Origin of the sequence: Geodermatophilus bullaregiensis, assembly GCF_016907675.1 — a bacterium.
In the GTDB taxonomy this organism is placed as follows: Bacteria; Actinomycetota; Actinomycetes; order Mycobacteriales; family Geodermatophilaceae; genus Geodermatophilus; species Geodermatophilus bullaregiensis.
Window position 1 is genome coordinate 406,142 of the sequence record NZ_JAFBCJ010000001.1, and the last position, 17,783, is coordinate 423,924.

General features: G+C 77.1%; 16 protein-coding genes. 2 read left to right on the plus strand and 14 right to left on the minus strand.

What is annotated here, in order from left to right:
• Window positions 1-92 precede the first annotated feature (92 nt).
• From scpB to ald, 6 genes are all read right to left on the minus strand, one after another.
• A complete protein-coding gene (gene scpB, locus JOD57_RS01820; protein WP_204690347.1) occupies window positions 93-944 on the minus strand; it encodes an SMC-Scp complex subunit ScpB in 852 nt (283 codons plus the stop codon).
• Complete coding sequence (locus JOD57_RS01825) at window positions 941-1,783, minus strand: segregation and condensation protein A (RefSeq protein ID WP_307824371.1); 843 nt, start codon at window positions 1,781-1,783, stop codon at window positions 941-943. The genes scpB and JOD57_RS01825 overlap by 4 nt, the downstream gene beginning before the upstream one ends.
• A 61-nt stretch (window positions 1,784-1,844) precedes the next feature.
• Window positions 1,845-2,351: a hypothetical protein gene (locus JOD57_RS01830; protein ID WP_204690348.1), complete on the minus strand. Its 507-nt coding sequence runs from the start codon at window positions 2,349-2,351 to the stop codon at window positions 1,845-1,847.
• A 73-nt stretch (window positions 2,352-2,424) separates the two neighbouring features.
• Window positions 2,425-3,345 carry a ParA family protein gene (locus JOD57_RS01835; protein ID WP_204690349.1) on the minus strand — a complete coding sequence of 307 codons (921 nt, stop codon included), beginning with the start codon at window positions 3,343-3,345 and terminating at the stop codon, window positions 2,425-2,427.
• 199 nt (window positions 3,346-3,544) lie between these two features.
• A complete protein-coding gene (locus JOD57_RS01840; RefSeq protein WP_204690350.1) occupies window positions 3,545-4,474 on the minus strand; it encodes a site-specific tyrosine recombinase XerD in 930 nt (309 codons plus the stop codon).
• Window positions 4,475-4,533: 59 nt separating this feature from the next.
• Window positions 4,534-5,649: an alanine dehydrogenase gene (ald, locus tag JOD57_RS01845; protein WP_204690351.1), complete on the minus strand. Its 1,116-nt coding sequence runs from the start codon at window positions 5,647-5,649 to the stop codon at window positions 4,534-4,536.
• Between the two features lie 186 nt (window positions 5,650-5,835).
• Here ald and JOD57_RS01850 point away from each other — a divergent pair, with 186 nt between their 5' ends.
• Complete coding sequence (locus JOD57_RS01850; protein ID WP_204690352.1) at window positions 5,836-6,501, plus strand: hypothetical protein; 666 nt, start codon at window positions 5,836-5,838, stop codon at window positions 6,499-6,501.
• Window positions 6,502-6,549: 48 nt separating this feature from the next.
• Complete coding sequence (locus JOD57_RS01855; protein WP_204690353.1) at window positions 6,550-7,254, plus strand: hypothetical protein; 705 nt, start codon at window positions 6,550-6,552, stop codon at window positions 7,252-7,254.
• Between the two features lie 15 nt (window positions 7,255-7,269).
• Here the strand turns inward: JOD57_RS01855 and JOD57_RS01860 are convergent, their stop codons facing one another.
• Genes JOD57_RS01860 through steA form a run of 8 tightly spaced genes read right to left on the minus strand, consistent with a single transcriptional unit; the run spans window position 7,270 to window position 17,732 of the window.
• On the minus strand, window positions 7,270-7,869 hold the full coding sequence (locus tag JOD57_RS01860) for an NUDIX domain-containing protein (protein ID WP_204690354.1): 600 nt from the start codon (window positions 7,867-7,869) through the stop codon (window positions 7,270-7,272).
• 2 nt (window positions 7,870-7,871) lie between these two features.
• Complete coding sequence (gene pyrG / locus JOD57_RS01865) at window positions 7,872-9,626, minus strand: CTP synthase (RefSeq protein ID WP_204690355.1); 1,755 nt, start codon at window positions 9,624-9,626, stop codon at window positions 7,872-7,874.
• Window positions 9,604-11,964 (minus strand): hypothetical protein, encoded by a 2,361-nt coding sequence (locus tag JOD57_RS01870; protein ID WP_204690356.1) that lies wholly within the window; start codon window positions 11,962-11,964, stop codon window positions 9,604-9,606. The genes pyrG and JOD57_RS01870 overlap by 23 nt, the downstream gene beginning before the upstream one ends.
• Window positions 11,965-11,971: 7 nt before the next feature.
• Window positions 11,972-13,108 carry a glycosyltransferase family 4 protein gene (locus JOD57_RS01875; RefSeq protein WP_204690357.1) on the minus strand — a complete coding sequence of 379 codons (1,137 nt, stop codon included), beginning with the start codon at window positions 13,106-13,108 and terminating at the stop codon, window positions 11,972-11,974.
• The gene (gene murJ / locus JOD57_RS01880; protein ID WP_204690358.1) at window positions 13,101-14,765 is read right to left on the minus strand and encodes a murein biosynthesis integral membrane protein MurJ; all 1,665 of its coding nucleotides are present in this window, start codon (window positions 14,763-14,765) and stop codon (window positions 13,101-13,103) included. Before murJ ends, JOD57_RS01875 begins: the two co-directional genes overlap by 8 nt.
• Window positions 14,762-15,649, minus strand: coding sequence for a hypothetical protein (locus JOD57_RS01885; protein ID WP_204690359.1), 888 nt, complete (start codon window positions 15,647-15,649; stop codon window positions 14,762-14,764). The genes murJ and JOD57_RS01885 overlap by 4 nt, the downstream gene beginning before the upstream one ends.
• On the minus strand, window positions 15,646-16,599 hold the full coding sequence (locus tag JOD57_RS01890; RefSeq protein ID WP_204690360.1) for a copper transporter: 954 nt from the start codon (window positions 16,597-16,599) through the stop codon (window positions 15,646-15,648). Before JOD57_RS01890 ends, JOD57_RS01885 begins: the two co-directional genes overlap by 4 nt.
• Window positions 16,596-17,732, minus strand: a complete 1,137-nt coding sequence (gene steA / locus JOD57_RS01895) for a putative cytokinetic ring protein SteA (RefSeq protein ID WP_307824372.1) — start codon at window positions 17,730-17,732, stop codon at window positions 16,596-16,598. Before steA ends, JOD57_RS01890 begins: the two co-directional genes overlap by 4 nt.
• Window positions 17,733-17,783: the final 51 nt, after the last annotated feature.

Consider the following 17,783-nt stretch of genomic DNA (forward strand, 5'->3'; position numbering starts at 1 on the left):
GTCCAGTCTCCCACCCCGCCGGCCCGGGACGGACGGCGCTGCGACGCCGGGACCAGCGGTGTCCCCGGCCCGCCGTCCCGCCCCGGTCGCGCTCACCCCTCCGGGAAGGACTCGGCGGCGACGCCGGCCGCGTCGGGCAGCAGCGGCGCCAGCGGCGGCAGCTCGTCGAGGCCGGTCAGGCCGAGCCGCTCGAGGAACAGCGGCGTCGTGCCGTACAGCCCGCCGCCGCTGTCGGGGTCGGTGCCCACCTCGGCCACCAGCCCGCGGGCGAGCAGGGTGCGCATGACGCCGTCGACGCCGACCCCGCGGATCGCCGACACCCGCGCGCGGGTCACCGGCTGGCGGTAGGCGATGACGGCGAGGGTCTCCAGCGCGGCCTGGGTGAGGCGGGTGCGCTGGCCGTCGGCGAGGTGCCGCTCGACGACGGGGGCGAACTCCTCGCGGGTGTAGAGCCGCCACCCGTCCCCGACCCGGCGCAGCGTGATGCCGGCGCGGCGGGCGTCGTAGTCGGCGGCGAGGCCGGTCAGCGCCGCGCGCACCCGGCCGGGCGGGCAGCGCAGGGCGTCGGCCAGCGTGACCTCGTCGACCGGGCCGTCGGCGACGAACAGCAGCGCCTCCAGCCCGCCGCGCAGCTCGGCCGGGTCTGGCTCGGGCTCCGGCGGGGCCGGCAGCTCGAACAGCGCCTCCGGCTCGGGCTCCGGCCGCGGCCCGGCCGCGGCGGCCGGCGGCTCGGGCTCCTCCGGCAGCGGCGCCGGCCCGGCGTCCGGCGGGGGCGGCCGTTCGGCCACGCGGGCGGCGAGCTCCGCGGCGACGGCGTCCCAGACCGTCGGGTCGGCGTCGGGACGCCCCACCGTCTCCTCGCGGGTGGCCGCCAGCTCGGCGGCCAGCGTCTCCCACGAGATCGGGGCCCGCTCGTCGTCCGGGGAGGTCTCCGGGCCGGTCACGACGCCTCCCGGTCGTCGTCCCCGAGTCCGGCGACGGCGGGGACGGCGGAGGGGCCGGTCCAGCGCACGTGCAGCTCCCCGAGCGGCGTCAGCTGCGTGAAGACGACGCGCTGCTGCCGGTAGAGCTCGAGCAGCGCGAGGAAACGGGCGACGACCTCCATCGTCGTCGCGCAGTCGCCGGTCAGCGCGCGGAAGGTCAGCGTGCCGGCTCCGACCAGGGCGCCGCGGACGGCGAGCAGCTGCTCGGCCACGCTCACCGGCGGGGCGTGCAGGTGCGCGACGCCGACCGTCGGCGGCTCCTTGGGTGCCAGCGCCTTCGCGGCCACGGCGGCGAAGCGCTCGGGCGTCACACCGAGCAGCACCTCGGGCAGCAGCTCGGCGAAGCGCGGCTCGAGCGGGACCTCGCGGGCGTGGCGGCGGACGGCGCCGGCCTCGCGCTCACGCAGGAAGGCCGCGGCCTGCTTGTAGGCGCGGTACTGCAGCAGCCGGGCGAAGAGCAGGTCGCGGGCCTCGAGCAGCTCGAGGTCGTCCTCGTCCTCGATCTCGGCGGCCGGCAGCAGCCGGGCGGCCTTGAGGTCGAGCAGGGTGGAGGCGACGACGAGGAACTCGCTGGCCTGGTCGAGGTCGAGCTCGTCGCCCATCGCCCGCAGGTGGGCGATGAACTCGTCGGTGACCACCGACAGGGCGATCTCGGTGACGTCGAGCTGGTGCCGGCCGATCAGCTGCAGCAGCAGGTCGAACGGGCCCTCGAAGTTGGTGAGGTGGACGGTGAACCGGCTCGGCGGCGCGTCGTCGGCGACACGCTCCGCCGTTGCCACCGCCCGTCCCTCACCGCTCACGGACCGCAAGGCTACGGCCGGCCCCCGACAGATCCCGCCATCCACGCGCGAGAGGCGCGCCTCAGCCGCGCAGCCGGCGGACGAGCACCGAGGTGTCACCGTGGTCGGCCAGGTCGGCCAGCAGCACCGCGATCGCCTCGCGCACGATCCGGCCGCGGTCGGCGGCCACGCCGTGCTCGGCGCGCAGCGACAGCCGCGCGCTCTCCAGCGCCAGCAGCTCCTCCGCGGAGATGTAGACGGTGATCTTCTCGTCGTGCCGGGTGCGGGCGCCGCCGGGCGGGCGGGCGGCCTTGCCGCGCGTGCGGGCCCCGGGCGCGGACGGCGGCGGCGCGGCGGGAGCGCGGTAGGCGGCCAGCGGGTCGCCCTGCGCGCCGCCGGGGACCAGGGTCAGGCCGGTCGGGGCGGGCTCCTCGGCCGTCGGCTCGGCGGCGCGCCGGGCCGAGCCCCGCAGCGCGGAGGAGGTGGTGGCCGAGGCCAGGTTCGGCAGCTCGGTGACCTCCGCCGCCGGCGGGGTGTCGGTGCGCCGGAACAGCTCCGCCGCACCCGGGAGCACGGGACGGCGGGTCACGCGACCTCCTCGCCGGCGCTCGTCGGACGCGCTCCGCGACGTCCGGTTCCCATCGGTGACCTCGCGAGCTCGGTCACAGTGCGATGACCTCCTTGGCCAGGTCGCGGTAGGCGGCCGCGCCCGAGGAGGTCGGCGCCCAGGTGGTGATGGGCTGGCCGGCGACGGTGGTCTCCGGGAAGCGCACGGTGCGGTGGATGACCGTCTGGAACACGGTGTCGCCGAAGGCCTCGACCACCCGGCTGAACACCTCGCGGCAGTGCACGGTCCGCGAGTCGTACATCGTGGCGAGGATGCCGGAGATCTCCAGCTCGGGGTTGAGCCGCTCCTTGACCTTGTCGATCGTGTCGACCAGCAGCGCCACCCCGCGCAGCGAGAAGAACTCGCACTCCAGCGGGATCATCACGCCGTGCGCGGCGGTGAGCGCGTTGACCGTCAGCAGGCCCAGCGAGGGCTGGCAGTCGATGAGGACGTAGTCGTACTCGTCGCGCACGGAGTCCAGCGCGCGCAGCAGGGTCTGCTCGCGGGCGACCTCGCTGACCAGCTGCACCTCGGCGGCGGACAGGTCGATGTTGCTGGGCACCAGGTCCAGGCCGGGCACGTCGGTGCCCACGCGGACGTCGGCCAGCGTGGTGTGCCGCTCCATGAGGGCGTTGTAGACGGTGCGCTCGAGCTGCTGGGCCGGCACGCCGAGGCCCACCGACAGCGCGCCCTGCGGGTCGAGGTCGACCAGCAGCACGCGGCGGCCGTACTCGACCAGCGCGGCGCCCAGGTTGATCGTCGACGTCGTCTTGCCGACGCCGCCCTTCTGGTTGCACATCGCGATGACCTGCGCGGGGCCGTGCCGCTCGAGGGGCGGCGGCTCCGGGAGCCGGCGCTGCCGCGCGCGGGCCGGGTCCAGCCGCGATGCGGCGGCACCCATCTCCGTGCCCGTCACGCTGCCGCTCTCGGCCGGGAGCGCGAGGGCCTGACCGGCCGCGTCTCCTCGGATCGCCATGAGTCGCCCTTCCTCCGCTGCCCTGCCGGCGGTGCCGGCCGCGGGCAGCCGTCCTGTCCGCTGGGGTCGTCACAGACGGTAGGGAGGTCGCCGCGCAGGTCGCGGGAGGACACGCCGAGTCTGGCGAGTGTTGCCGTTGCCCCGACCGGACATCCGGATGCCGTGGGCGAGAAGTGCCAGCCGCGGCAGCCCGCCGTCGTCAGCTGAGGGCCCGCGGGTGGCTGCTGGCGTAGACCTCCCGCAGCTTGTCGACGGTGACCAGCGTGTAGACCTGCGTCGTGGTCACCGAGGCGTGGCCGAGCAGCTCCTGCACCACACGGACGTCGGCGCCGCCGTCGAGCAGGTGGGTGGCGAAGGAGTGCCGCAGCGTGTGCGGCGAGACGTGGTCGGCGGTGAGGCCCGCCGCTCCCCCGGCCCGCTCGGCCGCCGTCCGCAGGATCGCCCAGGCGCTCTGCCGCGACAGCGGACCGCCGCGGGCGTTGAGGAACAGCCGGCCGCCGCGGACGCCGCCCCTCCCCGCCGCGGCCAGCGCGGGCCGCGCGCGGACCAGGTACTCCTCGACCGCGCGCAGGGCGTAGCTGCCGACCGGCACGATCCGCTCCTTGCCGCCCTTGCCGGCCAGCCGCACCACCGCCTGGCCGCGGTCGAGGTCGTCGACGGCCAGTCCCACGGCCTCGGAGATGCGCGCGCCGGTGCCGTAGAGGACCTCCAGCAGCGCCCGGTCGCGCAGCCCGCGCGGGCCCTCGAGCGAGCCGGCGGCCTCGATCAGCGCGACCACCGCCTCGACCGGGATCGCCTTGGGCAGCCGGCGGGCCGGTGAGGGCGGGCGGACCTCGGCGGCGACGTCACCGGGCACCAGCCCGTCGAGCAGCGCGAAGCGGTGCAGCCCGCGGACGGCGACCACCGCGCGCGCCGCCGAGGTCGGCGACAGCGGCGGGTGCTCGTCGTCGCCGGCCCGCAGCGCGGCGAGGAAGCCGGAGACGTCGCTCTCGGCCACCTCCCCGAGCCCCCGCACCCCGCCGTCGGCGAGGAACCGCGCGTACCGGCGCAGGTCGCGGCGGTAGGAGGAGATGGTGTTGGCGGCCAGGCCGCGCTCGACGGCGAGGTGGTCGAGGTAGCCGGTGACCACCCGCTCCACGTCCGGCCCGGCCGGCGCCGCCGCGGAGCGCGGAGCTCCCGTCGCTGTCGTCAGGACAGGACCTCCTCCCACGGCACGGCGCTCATCCCGTGCGCCTCGGCGACCTCCGCCAGCACGACCTGCCCCGCGACGACGTTGACCCCGTGCGCCAGCGCGGGGTCGGCGGTGACCGCCGGCCGCGTCCCCCGGTCGGCCAGGGCCATGACGTAGGGCAGCGTCACGTTGGTCAGGGCGTGCGTCGAGGTGTTCGGGACGGCACCGGGCATGTTCGCCACGCAGTAGAACACCGACTCGTGCACGCGGAAGGTCGGCTCGTCGTGTGTCGTGGGCCGGCTGTCCTCGAAGCAGCCGCCCTGGTCGACGGCGATGTCGACGAGCACCGACCCGGGCTTCATCCGCTTCACCAGGTCGTTGCCCACCAGCGTGGGTGCCTTCGCGCCCGGCACCAGCACCGCGCCGATGACCAGGTCGGCGTCGAGCACCGCGCGCTCGACCTCGTAGGAGTTGGACGCGACGGTCTGCAGGTGGCCCTGGTAGATCCGGTCGGCGGCGCGCAGCTTGTCCACGTCTCGGTCGAGGACGACGACCTCGGCCTGCATGCCCAGGGCGATGGCGGCGGCGTTCATGCCCGACACCCCGGCGCCGAGGACGACGACCTTCGCCGCGTAGACGCCCGACACCCCGCCGAGCAGCACCCCGCGGCCGCCGTGCGCGCGCTCCAGGCTGTGCGCGCCGACCTGCGGCGCCATCCGCCCGGCGACCTCGCTCATCGGCGCCAGCAGCGGCAGGGCGCCGTTCGCCGTCTGCACGGTCTCGTAGGCGATCGCCGTGGTGCCCGAGGCGAGCAGCGCCTCGGTGCAGGCCCGCGAGGCGGCCAGGTGCAGGTAGGTGAACAGCGTCTGCCCGGCGCGCAGCCGCCCGTACTCCTCCTCGACCGGCTCCTTGACCTTGAGCAGCAGGTCGGCGTCGGCCCACACGTCGTCGGCGTCGGCGACGATCCGCGCGCCGGCGGCGGCGAAGTCGGCGTCCGGGATGGACGAGCCCTCCCCCGCGCCCTGCTCGACGAGCACCGTGTGCCCCGCCCGGGTCAGCTCCGTGACCCCGGCCGGGGTCAGCGCCACCCGGTACTCCCTGTTCTTGACCTCTCGGGGCACCCCGACCTGCATCGACCCGCTCCTGTCCCCTCGGCCGGACCGAGGTCGTCGGTCCGCGCCCGCTGTGGGTTCGTGTCCTGGGCCACCCGGTGGGGCGACCCGGCCGGAGCCTAGCCAGCACCCGGGCTGCCGCACCCCGGCACAGCGCCGACGATGGCGCAGGTCCGCGTTCCCTCATCCGTCCGGAGGACACCCGCGATGCGCCTCTACGCCTCCCGCCCCGACCGCCGGCTGGTCCAGCTCCTGGCCGACGCCGGGCTGCTCGCGTGGGCGGTGCTGTGGGTGCTGGTCGCGCGGGTGGTGCACGGCGCGGTGCTGGTGCTGGCCGGACCCGGCCGCGCGGTGGAGGACCTCGGGAGCTCGGTGGCCGACAGCATGGGCTCGGCGGCCTCGGCGGCCGAGGACGTGCCCGTGGTCGGCGACGAGCTGTCCGCGCCGTTCGAGGCGCTGGGCGAGGCCGGGAGCTCGGTGAGCGGTGCCGGGCAGTCCGCGCAGGACGCCGTCGCCACGCTGGCCGTCGTGCTGGCCGTCGTCCTCGTCGTCCTGCCGGTCGGCTGGCTGCTGGCGCGCTGGCTGCCGTGGCGGCTGCGCTGGGTGCGCGAGGCGTCCGTGGTGTCCCGGATGAGCGGCCGGCCGGCGGACCTGGAGCTGCTGGCCGCGCGCGCGGTCGCCACCGCACCCCTGCCGCGGCTGGCCGCGCTGCCGCCCGGGACGGGCGCGGCCTGGCGGGCCGGCGACCCCGCGGCGGTGCGGGCACTGGCCGCGCTGGAGGCGGGCCGGCTCGGCCTGCGGCTGCCCGCGCCCGACGCCGCCGGGGCCGGTGCCCGGGGGTCGGGTGCGACGGCGCCGCCGATCTCGGGTTGACCCGGCCGCCCCCGGTGCCGATGTCCTCCACCGATGCGGGAGGTGGGCGTGGGACGGACGGGACGCGACGCGGCACGGCGTCGCCGGGGCACGCGCGCGCGCCGCGGGGCGCGGGCCGGCGGGGTCGCCGGGCGGCTGCTGGTGGGGACGGCGGTCGGCCTGGTGGCGCTGTCGGCGCCGGCCACGGAGATCGCCGCGCAGGTGAGCGCCTCGTGGGCGCCGTTCCGCAACGCCGGCACCGCCGACGGGCCCGAGCCGGCCCCGGTGGTCGGGTCGCCGGAGGTCTGGACCGGCGTGCCCGACCCGGTGGTCGACACCCCGGTGCTCGCCGTCCCGGCGCCGCGCCGGCTGCAGGTGGAGCTGCCCACCCCGCTGGTGCCGCGCGGGGAGCCGCTGGAGACCACGCCGCCGCCGGCCGTCTGCGGCGGCTACGGCAACCCGCGGCAGATCCCGCCGGGCGTGGCGCCGGGCGCGGGCTCGGCGACGGTGAGCTGGCAGGCCGACGGGCACGAGGAGGTGCAGGGCTACCGGGTGACGGCGGTCAGCCAGCAGCTGGTGGCCGGTGAGCAGTCCCCGCCGCCGCAGGCCACCGCCGCCCAGCGCGCCGACTGCGGCGAGGTGAGGCTGACGCTGGCCGGGCTGACGTCCGGCGCGCCCTACGTCTTCTGGCTCGAGGAGCTCGTGCTCGACGCCGCCACCGGCGTCGCCGGGTACGTGCAGGTGGGCTGGTCCTCCCCCGTCGTCATCGGGTGAGGCCGGCCGGGGGCCTCAGGTGGCGTCGACGGGGCGCAGCCGCGTGCCCGACGCGCGGTGCTGGGCGGCGGCGAGCAGGCCGACGACGGCGGCGGAGTTGCGGATCGCGCCGTCGAACACCCGCTGCACCGCCTCGGCCAGCGGCACCGTCTCCACCGTCATGTCGAGCTCCTCGTGCTCGACGGTGAAGCCCTCGGGCCGGTCGACGTCGGACAGCCCCTCGGCCAGGTAGACCAGCACCTGCTCGTCGCAGAAGCCCGGCGTGCTGTAGGTGGTGGTGAGCAGCGACCAGCGCTCCGCGGCCATGCGCACCTCCTCGGCCAGCTCGCGCTGCGCGGTGAGCAGCGGCGCCTCGCCGTCGGCGTCGCGCAGGCCGGCGGGCAGCTCCCAGAGGTACCCGCCGACCGGGTGCCGGTACTGCCGCAGCAGGACGACGTCGCCGTCGTCGGTCAGGGCGACGACGGCGACCGCGCCCGGGTGGCGGACCACCTCGCGGACGCTGTCGCCGCCCCCGGGCATGGCCACGGTGTCGCGGACCAGGGTGATGACCCGGCCCTCGTAGACGGTCTCGGTGCCCAGCACCCGGTAGTCGCCGTCGGCGGCCGGCTCGCTCATCGTCAGATCCCGACCTTCTCGGCCTCGGCGTCGACGTCGACCGGCACGGGCAGCCGCGCGGACTCCTGCCGCTCGATCGCGGCCTGCACGAACGCGGCGAACAGCGGGTGCGGCCGGGTGGGGCGGCTCTTGAGCTCCGGGTGGGCCTGGGTGCCCACGAAGAACGGGTGCACCTCGCGCGGCAGCTCGGCGAACTCGACCAGCAGCCCGTCGGGCGAGGTGCCGCTGAACACCAGGCCGGCCTCGCCGAGGCGCTCGCGGTAGGCGTTGGCCACCTCGTAGCGGTGCCGGTGCCGCTCGGTGATCTCCGTCGAGCCGTAGGCCGCCGCCACGACCGAGCCCCGCTGCAGCGCCGCCGGGTAGCTGCCCAGCCGCATGGTGCCGCCCATGCCGCGCTCGCCGGCGATGACGTCGACCTGGGTGGCCATGGTGGCGATGACGGGGTCGGTGGTGTCGGGGTCGAACTCGGCGGAGTTGGCCCGCTCCAGGCCCGTCACGTTCCGGGCGTACTCGATGACCATGCACTGCAGGCCCAGGCACAGCCCGAGCGTGGGGATGCCGTTGGTGCGGGCGTAGCGGATGGCGCCGAGCTTGCCCTCGATGCCGCGGACGCCGAACCCGCCGGGCACGCAGACGCCGTCGACGTCGCCGAGCGCGTGCGCCGCACCCTCGGGGGTCCGGCAGTCGTCCGACGGCACCCAGCGGATCTGCACCCGGCTGCGGTGGGCGAACCCGCCGGCGCGCAGCGCCTCGCTGACCGACAGGTAGGCGTCGGGCAGGTCGACGTACTTGCCGACGAGCGCGATCGTCACCGTCTGCTTCGGGCTGTGCACCCGGTCGAGCAGGTCGCCCCACACGGTCCAGTCCACGTCGCGGAAGGGCAGGCCCAGCCGGCGGACGACGTAGGCGTCGAGGCCCTCGCGGTGCAGCACCTTGGGGATGTCGTAGATGGACGGCGCGTCGGGGCAGGCGATGACGCCCTCGTTGTCGACGTCGCACATCAGGCTGATCTTGCGCTTGAGCGAGGTGCCGATCTCGCGGTCGGCCCGGCAGACCAGCGCGTCGGGCTGGATGCCGATGTTGCGCAGCGCGGCCACCGAGTGCTGGGTCGGCTTGGTCTTCAGCTCGCCCGAGGGGGCGATGTAGGGCACCAGCGAGATGTGCAGGAAGAAGACGTTGTCGCGGCCGATCTCGTGGCGCACCTGCCGGGCGGCCTCCAGGAAGGGCAGCGACTCGATGTCGCCGACCGTGCCGCCGATCTCGGTGATGACCACGTCGACGGACTCGTCGTCGTCGGTGCCGGCCTCGGCCGCGGCCAGGATGCGGGCCTTGATCTCGTTGGTGATGTGCGGGATGACCTGCACGGTGTCGCCCAGGTACTCCCCGCGCCGCTCCTTGGCGATCACGTCGGAGTAGACCTGCCCGGTGGTGACGTTCGACCGCCCGGTCAGGTCGGTGTCGAGGAAGCGCTCGTAGTGACCGATGTCCAGGTCGGTCTCGGCGCCGTCCTCGGTCACGAAGACCTCGCCGTGCTGGAACGGGTTCATCGTCCCGGGGTCGACGTTGAGGTACGGGTCCAGCTTCTGCATGGTCACCCGCAGGCCGCGGCCGGACAGCAGCGCACCGAGCGAGCTGGCCGTCAGGCCCTTGCCGAGGGAGGAGACGACCCCACCGGTGACGAAGACGAACTTCGTCGGCTGGGAGTTGTGGAGGAGGCGACTCGAGGCGGACTGATCACGTGTTCCAGGTCGACCCACGGGAGACGACCGTAACACGGTCCTCGCCCTCCCCCGGCCCGCCGCCGGGGACGTCTGCGTCACTCCCCGCCGCCCGCGGCGCCCGGGCGGCCATGGCCACCAGCAGCGGCACCAGCAGGGCCGCGGCGGTGGCCGGCAGCGCCACGCCGGAGTCGTTGACCGCCGCGCCCAGCACCAGGCTCAGCGCGGTGGCCAGCAGCCCGGCGCGCAGCACCGCGGTGTCGGCCGGCCGCAGCCCCGAACCGCCGAGGCGCAGCAGCCCGGGCCCGGTGCCGCGCGGGCCGCGGCGGCGGACCAGCCAGACGGCGGCGACCAGCGCCACCGGCAGCACCCACGACAGCGCGCTGCCCAGGAGGATGTCGACGTTGGCCTGCGCCTTGCGGCTGACCACCGTCCACGCCTCGCCGGTGAGCACCTGCTCGACGAACCGGCCGAGGTGGGTGCGCTCGTCGGCCGGCCGCAGCCAGTCCAGGACGGCCAGCGTGCCCACCGCGAGCACGCCGGCGGCGAGCACCGCGCCCAGCCGCACCGCCGTCACCCGCACGCCGGTGAGCAGCATGGCCAGCAGCAGGAAGCCAGGCAGCAGGGCGAGCACACCGCCGAAGTCGCGGCCCAGGCCCGGCGCGCCGACCAGGACGACGGTGAGCAGTCCCGCGGCGAGGACGACGGCCCCGGTGACGCGGCGCCGCCGCCGTCCGCCGTCGTCGCGTCCCCTGCCCGCGCGCCGTCCCGCGGCCGTGGCGAGCGCGGCGGTGAGCAGCAGCGCGCTCCCGGCGAGCAGGCCCGAGGAGAGGTTGCCGAAGCCGGTGAACCGCCCGGCGACGATCGGGTCGTAGCCGAGCAGGCCGTTCAGCTCCAGCGACGAGCCGGTGAGCACGTCCCCGAGCAGCGTCGCCGCGGTGACGGCGAGGACGGCGAGCAGCGGCCCCGGCCGGCGGCGCCGCCAGGGACCCAGGGCGGCGAGGGCGACCACGGCGGCGTTGGCCAGCAGCACCGCGCCGGCCAGCGCGAGGCGCGGTGACCCGGCGCGCTCCCACGGCAGCAGCCCGGCCAGGTAGGTGCCCACGGGCAGCGCGGCGGCGCCGAGGGCGGCCAGCTCCAGCAGCGGGCGCAGGCGGGCGCGCGGCCGGGCGTCGCGGCGCACGCCGAGCACCAGCAGGCCGAGCACGACGACCGCGGCGTCGACGGCGACCAGCGCGGCGAAGAACGTCCCGGCGCTGCGGTGGTGGGTGACCGCGGCGGTGTTGGCGCGCTCCAGGACGGCGACGGCCTCGGCGGTGCCCGGGTGCTCGCCGGTGACGGTCAGCGGCTGCCCGTTGACCGACGCCGGCCGCTCGAGGCCCAGCGCCCGCAGCACGGTCGGGGCGACGTCGATGAGCTGGGTGTAGGGCGCCCGGCCGGTGCTGGCCGAGGTGAGCCAGCCCGGGCCGGTGAAGCCGGGGCCCGACGCGAGACCCACGTGCAGCTGCGGGCGCCCGTCGTTGACCTCCGACACGCCCTGGACGAGCAGCAGCGTGTCGCCGGGCAGCGCGGCCACCGCGGCGCGCAGGCGGGCGAGCTCCTCGTCGATCCCGGCCACCGCGGCCTCGCGCGACTGCGGCTCGGTGCCGGTCTCGCTGCCCTCCCCCGGGACGCCGGCGTCGACCAGGCCGTCGAGGGAGACCAGGGTCAGCGGGCAGGGCTCGAGCAGCGTGGCGACGGCGGCCGGGTCCCGCGGCAGCCCCTCCTGCCGGGTGAGCCCGACACCGGCCGCGGCGACGGCGACCACCGGGGCCCGGCCGACGACGGTGGCGCAGCCGGCCGCCTCGCCGAGGACCGCGGGCTGCGCGCCGAAGCGGGAGGTGGCCTGGTCCTCGGCGACGGCGCGCACCGCGGTGAGCGGATCGGCCAGCCCGACGTCGGCCAGCCGCTCCTGCAGGCCGCAGAACGACAGCTCCGGGCTGGCCGGCGGCCCGGCCGGGACCGACCCCGGTGACGGCGTTCCGCCGGACTCGCCGGGCAGCGGGACGGTGGGCGGCGGGACCGGCGGCAGCGTCTCGTCCGGTGAGGGGAAGCGCGCGCGGTTGCCCGCGCCGAGGGTGGCCCAGCCGTCGAGCAGGCAGGTGGTCGAGCGGGCGGCGCGCACCGACACCGCCCCCATCGGCGAGGTCTCGGCCAGCTCCCACAGCGCGGGGGTGAGCTCGGGGTCCAGGTCGCTCCACAGCAGCCCCGGGACGCCGACGACGAGGACCCGGTCGGCGCGCCAGTCCCCCGCGGCGTCCTCGGCCGCGAGCGCCCCGGGCAGCCCGGTCACGAGCACCGCCAGGACCGCCAGCAGGAGGACGAGCGCCCGCCTCATCGCGCCCTCACCCCGCGTCGCCTCCCGGTGGCCCGAGCAGCTCTCGGTAGACGGCGACCAGCTGCCGCGCGGTGGCCGCCTCGTCGGGCCACCCGGCGGCCCGCTCCCGCCCGGCGGCGGCCAGCGCGGTCGCGCGGGAGGGGTCGGCGAGCAGCGCGCCCACCGCCTCCGCCAGCGCCGCGGCGTCCCCGGGCGGCACCAGCTCGGCTGCGTCGCCGAGCAGCTCGGGCAGGCCACCGGCGCGGCTGGCCACCAGCGGCGTCCCGGCCCGCAGCGCCTCCTGCGCGGTCAGCGAGCGCGCCTCCCACCGCGAGGGCAGGACGGCGAGGTCGGCGGCGGCGAGCAGGTCGGCGACGTCGGTGCGGCGGCCGAGCAGGGTCACCGGCAGCCGCCCGGCGTCGACGCGGGCGGCCAGCTCGGCCTGCAGCGGCCCGTCCCCGGCGACGGCGACCAGCGGCGGGCGCGGCGCGGCGGCCCAGGTCGCCGCGGCGTCGAGGAGGACGTCGTAGCCCTTCTGCGGGTGCAGCCGGCCGACGGCGAGCACCAGCGGGCGCCCGTCGGTCAGGCCCAGCTCGGCGCGGACGTCGTCCCGGGTGCGCGTCGCGGGCGGCAGCGCCGGCGCGGCCACCGGGGCCACCCGCACGTCCCGGGCGCCGAGCCGGCGGGCGTTGCCGGCGAGGTCACCGGAGGCGGCCAGGACGACGTCGGCGGCGCGCACGGTGGCCCGCTCGGCCCGCGCGAGCACCCGCCGCAGCGGGCCGGAGCGGTCGGGCAGGGCGTTGTGCAGGGTGACGACGAGGGGGCGGCGCCCGCCCCGGAGGCGCACCGCGGCCGCGGCCACCAGCCCGGCGCGCAGCCCGTGGGCGTGCACCAGGTCGGCGCCGGCCAGCGCCCGGCGCAGCGCCACCCCGGCGCGGACGTCGGCGACCGGGTCGAGACCGGCGGAGATCTCCACCGGCGAGAACGCGGCGGCCGACGAGAAGCCGAACAGCGCGTCGGTGGCGGCCGGCCCGCAGACGGTGACCGTCGCCCCCGCACCGGCCAGCGCCGGCAGCAACGAGCGCAGGTGGGTGCCGACGCCACCGGTGCTGGTGGCCAGCACCTCGGCGACCCGGCGGCCGGCCAGCGGGGCCTGCTCAGCCACCGTCCACCTCCGTCCGGCCGGGCGTGCGCAGGGCGCGCACCGCCGCGGTCAGCGGCCGGCGCGCCGTCCCCATCATGACCGCCGCGGCCACGACGGTCACGGCCGCCGCGGCGAGCAGCCCGCTGCCCACCGTCGCGGGAAGCGACCCGGTGGGCACCGGGTCGGCGTCCAGCGCCCGGGCCACGAGCAGGCCGGCGGCGGCGCCGAGGACCGCGGCGAGCAGCGCCGGCAGCCCGCAGCGGGCCAGCCCGGCCAGCCCCGCGGACCCCGTCACCCGCGCGGTCACGGCCAGCAGCGCGAGGCCGGCGACGGTCACGCCGAGGCTGTGCCCGGCGGCCAGGGCCGGCGCCCGGTCGGCCGCCGGCAGCGCCGCCGCGAGCACGACGTCGGCGGCGACGGCCAGCAGCCAGCCGCCGAGCACGCACGCCGTCGGGGCCTTCCACAGCCCGCGGGCGTACAGGGCCCGGGTGAGGACGGCGACCAGCCCGTAGCCGGCCAGCCCGGGCGCGAAGGCGAGGATGGTGTCGCGCAGCGCGGCGACGTCGTCGGCGCTGCCGGTGACCAGGAAGACGCGCGCCATGGGCCCGGCGACGGCCACGAGCACGGCCGCCGCCGCGAGCGTGGCGACGACCACCAGCACGGTCACCGGCGCCAGGGCCCGCCGGTAGCCCGCCTCGTCGCCGGTGTCGGCCCGCTCGGCCAGCAGCGGGTAGGCCGAGGTGGCCAGCGGCACGGCGACGGCGGCCCACGGCACCAGGAACAGCGTGAGCCCGGCGGTGTAGACGACCTGGGTGCCGTCGGGGGCGCCGTCGTTGGCCAGCCGGATGGCGACCGCGGCCACCAGCTGCTGGCCGGCCAGCGTGAGCACCCCCGCGACGGCCAGCCGGCGCACCCGCGGCGCGGCACCGACCGGGAAGCGCAGCGACGGCCGCAGGCCCAGCCGCAGCCGGCGCACCGGCAGCACCAGCGAGCACGCCAGCGCCGCCACGCCGAGCGTCGTCCCCACCCCCAGCACCAGCTCGGCCGGCGCCGAGAGCCGCTGCACCGAGCCGGCGCCACCGAGGACCGCGAACAGCGCGTAGGACGCGGCGACCACGACGCTGGACACCAGCGGCGCGATCGCCGGCCCGGCGAAGCGGCGGTGGGCCTGCAGGACGCCGGTGAGCACGACACCGATGCCGTAGAGGACGACCTGCGGGGCGAACACGAGCAGGAAGCGGGCGGCCAGCGCGACCTCGGCGTCGGTGCCACCGCCCAGCAGCAGCCGGGCGATCGGCCCGGCGAGGACGGCGACCAGCGCGGCCAGCGGGACCAGCAGCAGCAGCGTCCAGCCCAGCAGCGCCGAGGCGGTGCGGCGGACCTGCTCGCGGTCGCCGGTGGCGATGCCCCCGGCCAGCATCGGCACCACCAGCGAGGCCAGCGCCCCGCCGGCGACCACCTCGAAGACGATGTTCGGGACGGTGTTGGCGGCGGTGTAGGTGTCGCCGGTGCTGCCGGCGCCGACGGCGTTGGTGAACACCAGCGTGCGGCCGAAGCCGGCCAGCCGGGCCAGCACGGTGAGGACGGCGATCAGCGCCGCGGCGCCGGCCACGCCCTGGGCGATCTGGCGGCGGCGTCCCGGCGCGGTCCCGGTGGCCGCCGGCCCTCCCGGGCTCATGCCGGACGGCGGCCGAGCCGGTCGAGCTCGCGCAGGCCGGGCGTGGCCTCGATGACCGCCGTGAAGCTCACCCGCTCGCTGGCGAGGGTGAGCGCGGTGACCGCGGCCAGCAGGGCCGCCCGCGCCGGTCGCCCGGGGACCGCGGCCAGCCGCAGCCCCAGGACCGCGCCGAGGGCGTTGGCGCCGGCGTCGCCGAGCATCACCCGCTCGCCGAGGTCGGCCGGCAGCACCGCCAGCGCCGCGCCCAGCGGCCCGGCGACCAGGTCGCCGGCCGGGCCGCCCAGGGTGGCCGCCGCGGCCAGCGCGCCTGCCTTGGCCGCCCGTCCCGGGCGCAGGTCGAGCAGGTTGACCAGGTTGGCCGTGCCGGCGACCAGCCCGGTGGTCAGGACGGCGTCGACGCTGGTGAGGCGGTGCAACGGCCCCGCTGCAGGGTCCCGGGCCGAGCGGAGCGAGGCACGGGGGGCAGCGGGGTCCTCCACGAGGAGCGCGGCCACCGCGGCCGCGGCGCCGATCCCGGCGACCTTGACCGCCCCGGCCGACACCCGCCCGGCACGCAGCGCGCGCAGGTGCCCGGCCAGCCCCTTGTCCCGCGCCTGCTCGGGCCGGGCGCCGGCGAGGTCGTCGTAGCCGCCGACCAGCCCGGACACCGCCCCGGCCACGACGGCGGCACCGCGGGTGCCCGCCGGCGCGCCGAGGGCGGCGCCGGCGGTCGCGGCGGCGGCCAGCGCGGGGCCGCCGAGCAGGGTGACCGGCCGGCCGGCGTAGTTGGTGCGCCGCCACGGGGCGCCGGCGGGGCGGGCGTCGAGCGCCGCCGCCGCGGCCAGGCCGGCGCGGGCGGCCGCCGCCCCGGCCAGGGCCAGCAGCGCGCGGCGTCCGGGGGTCACGGGACGGCGGCGGGCACCGGCGGCACCGGCTGGGTGTCCTCGCCGGTGCCGTACTTGCCCGAGGTGCCCTCGCCCTCGCGGCCCAGCGCCAGCACGGTGCTGATCTGGCCGGCGGGGCTGGTCACGTTGTCGACGGTGGAGACCGCCGCGGAGACCTGGGGGTCGGCACGGACGACGCCGACCAGGCCGGTCTCCCCTGCGGACTCGCCGTCCCCGGCGACGACGGCGCCCGAGCCCGCGGCGTCCAGCGCGGTGACCAGGTCGACGAGGGAGTCGGTCCGGTCGGCGGCCTCCTCGGCGTCCGGGGCGCCGGCGGTGAGCACGACGGCGACGTCGGCCGGCGTCACCGCGTCGGAGTCCTGCGAGAGGACCTCCAGCGCGGAGAGCCCGGCGAAGACGGTGGAGACGGCGGCGGTGTCGGGCGCCGGCGCCGCGGGGTCGGCCGGGATCATCAGCACCTGGGCGAGCAGCGCGCCGACGAGCTGGCCGGTGTCGTCGGTCTCCGGCAGCTGCACGCCGGTCGGGCGGCCCGGGCCGGTGACGTAGCTCTGCAGGCCCGGCTCGCTGGCCGGGTCGCTGTACTCGGGCTGCACGGTGATCTGCCCGCTGACCGTGCCGCCGGCCTCGGTCACCAGCGCGGTGACCTCCTCGACGGTGTCGGTGGTGACGTCCTCGGAGGCCAGCACGAGCAGCACGCTGCGGTCGGTGAGGGTGCCCTGGACGAGGGCCGGGGCGACGGCGGACTCGAAGGCGTTGCTCGTGTCGGCCTGGGCCTGCAGGTCCTGCGTCTGGGTCTCCAGGGCCCGCTTGTCCTCCTGCAGCGAGGTCACCTGACCCTGCAGGTTGTCCAGCAGCGGGCCGGACAGCTGGGTCGCGCCGATGACCAGGCCGAGGGCGATGGCGAGGAAGACCGCGATCAGCGAGACCAGGTGGTAGCGGAAGTCGATCACGAGAAGAGGTTCTCCAGCCAGAACACGAAGCTGTCCCATTGGTCGACCAGCAGGTCGAGGTAGATGCGCCCGGCGGTGGTCACGGCCACGGCGGCCATGATCGCCAGCAGCGCGGCGAGGACCAGCACGACCAGCGCGACGCCGGAGATGCGGCTGCGGTAGAGCCGGCTCACGCCCTTGGCGTCGACCAGCTTGCCGCCCAGCCGCAGCCGGGTGAGGAACGTCGAGGCCATGCCGCCGCGGCCCTTGTCGAGGAACTCCACCAGCGTGGCGTGCGTGCCGACGGCGACGATGAGCTTGGCGCCCTTCTCGTCGGCCAGCAGCATCGCGATGTCCTCGCTGGTGGCCGCGGCGGGGAAGGTGATGGCGTCCACGCCGAGGTCCTGGACCCGCTTGAGCCCGGGCGCGCGGCCGTCGGCGTAGGCGTGCACGACGACCTCGGCACCGCTCTTGAGGACGTGGTCGCTGACCGAGTCCATGTCGCCGATGATCATGTCGGGCGAGTAGCCGGCCTCGACCAGCGCGTCCGCCCCGCCGTCGACGCCGACGAGCACGGGCCGGTAGTCGCGGATGTAGGACCGCAGCGCCTGCAGGTCCTCCTTGTAGTCGTAGCCGCGGACGACGACCAGCACGTGCCGGCCCTCGATCGGCGTGGCGACGTCGGGCACGCCCACGCCGTCGAGCAGCAGCGCGCGCTCGCGCTTCATGTACTCCATCGTGTTGGTGGCGAAGGCCTCCAACTGCGTGGACAGGCCGGCCTTGGCCTCGGTCATCGCGGCGGCGACGGAGTCCGGCGTCTGCTCGGTGCCCTCGGCGACGACCTGACCGTCGGCGGTGAACAGCCGGTTGCCCTCGACGCGGACCTGCGCGCCCTCCTTGAGGGCGCCGAACACGTCCTTGCCGACGCCGTCGACCAGCGGGATGCCCGCGGTGGTGAGGATCTCCGGACCGAGGTTGGGATAGCGGCCGGAGATGCTCGGCGCGACGTTGACCACGGCGCCGACGCCGGCGGAGACCAGCGAGTCGGCGCTGACCCGGTCGATGTCGACGTGGTCGATGACGGCGATGTCGCCGGGCCGCAGGCGCTTGGTGAGGTTCTTGGTGCGACGGTCCAGCCGGACGGTGCCGCTCACACCCGGTTCGGTCTCCTGGGCCCGGCTCCGTCGCAGGGTGCCGATGCGCAT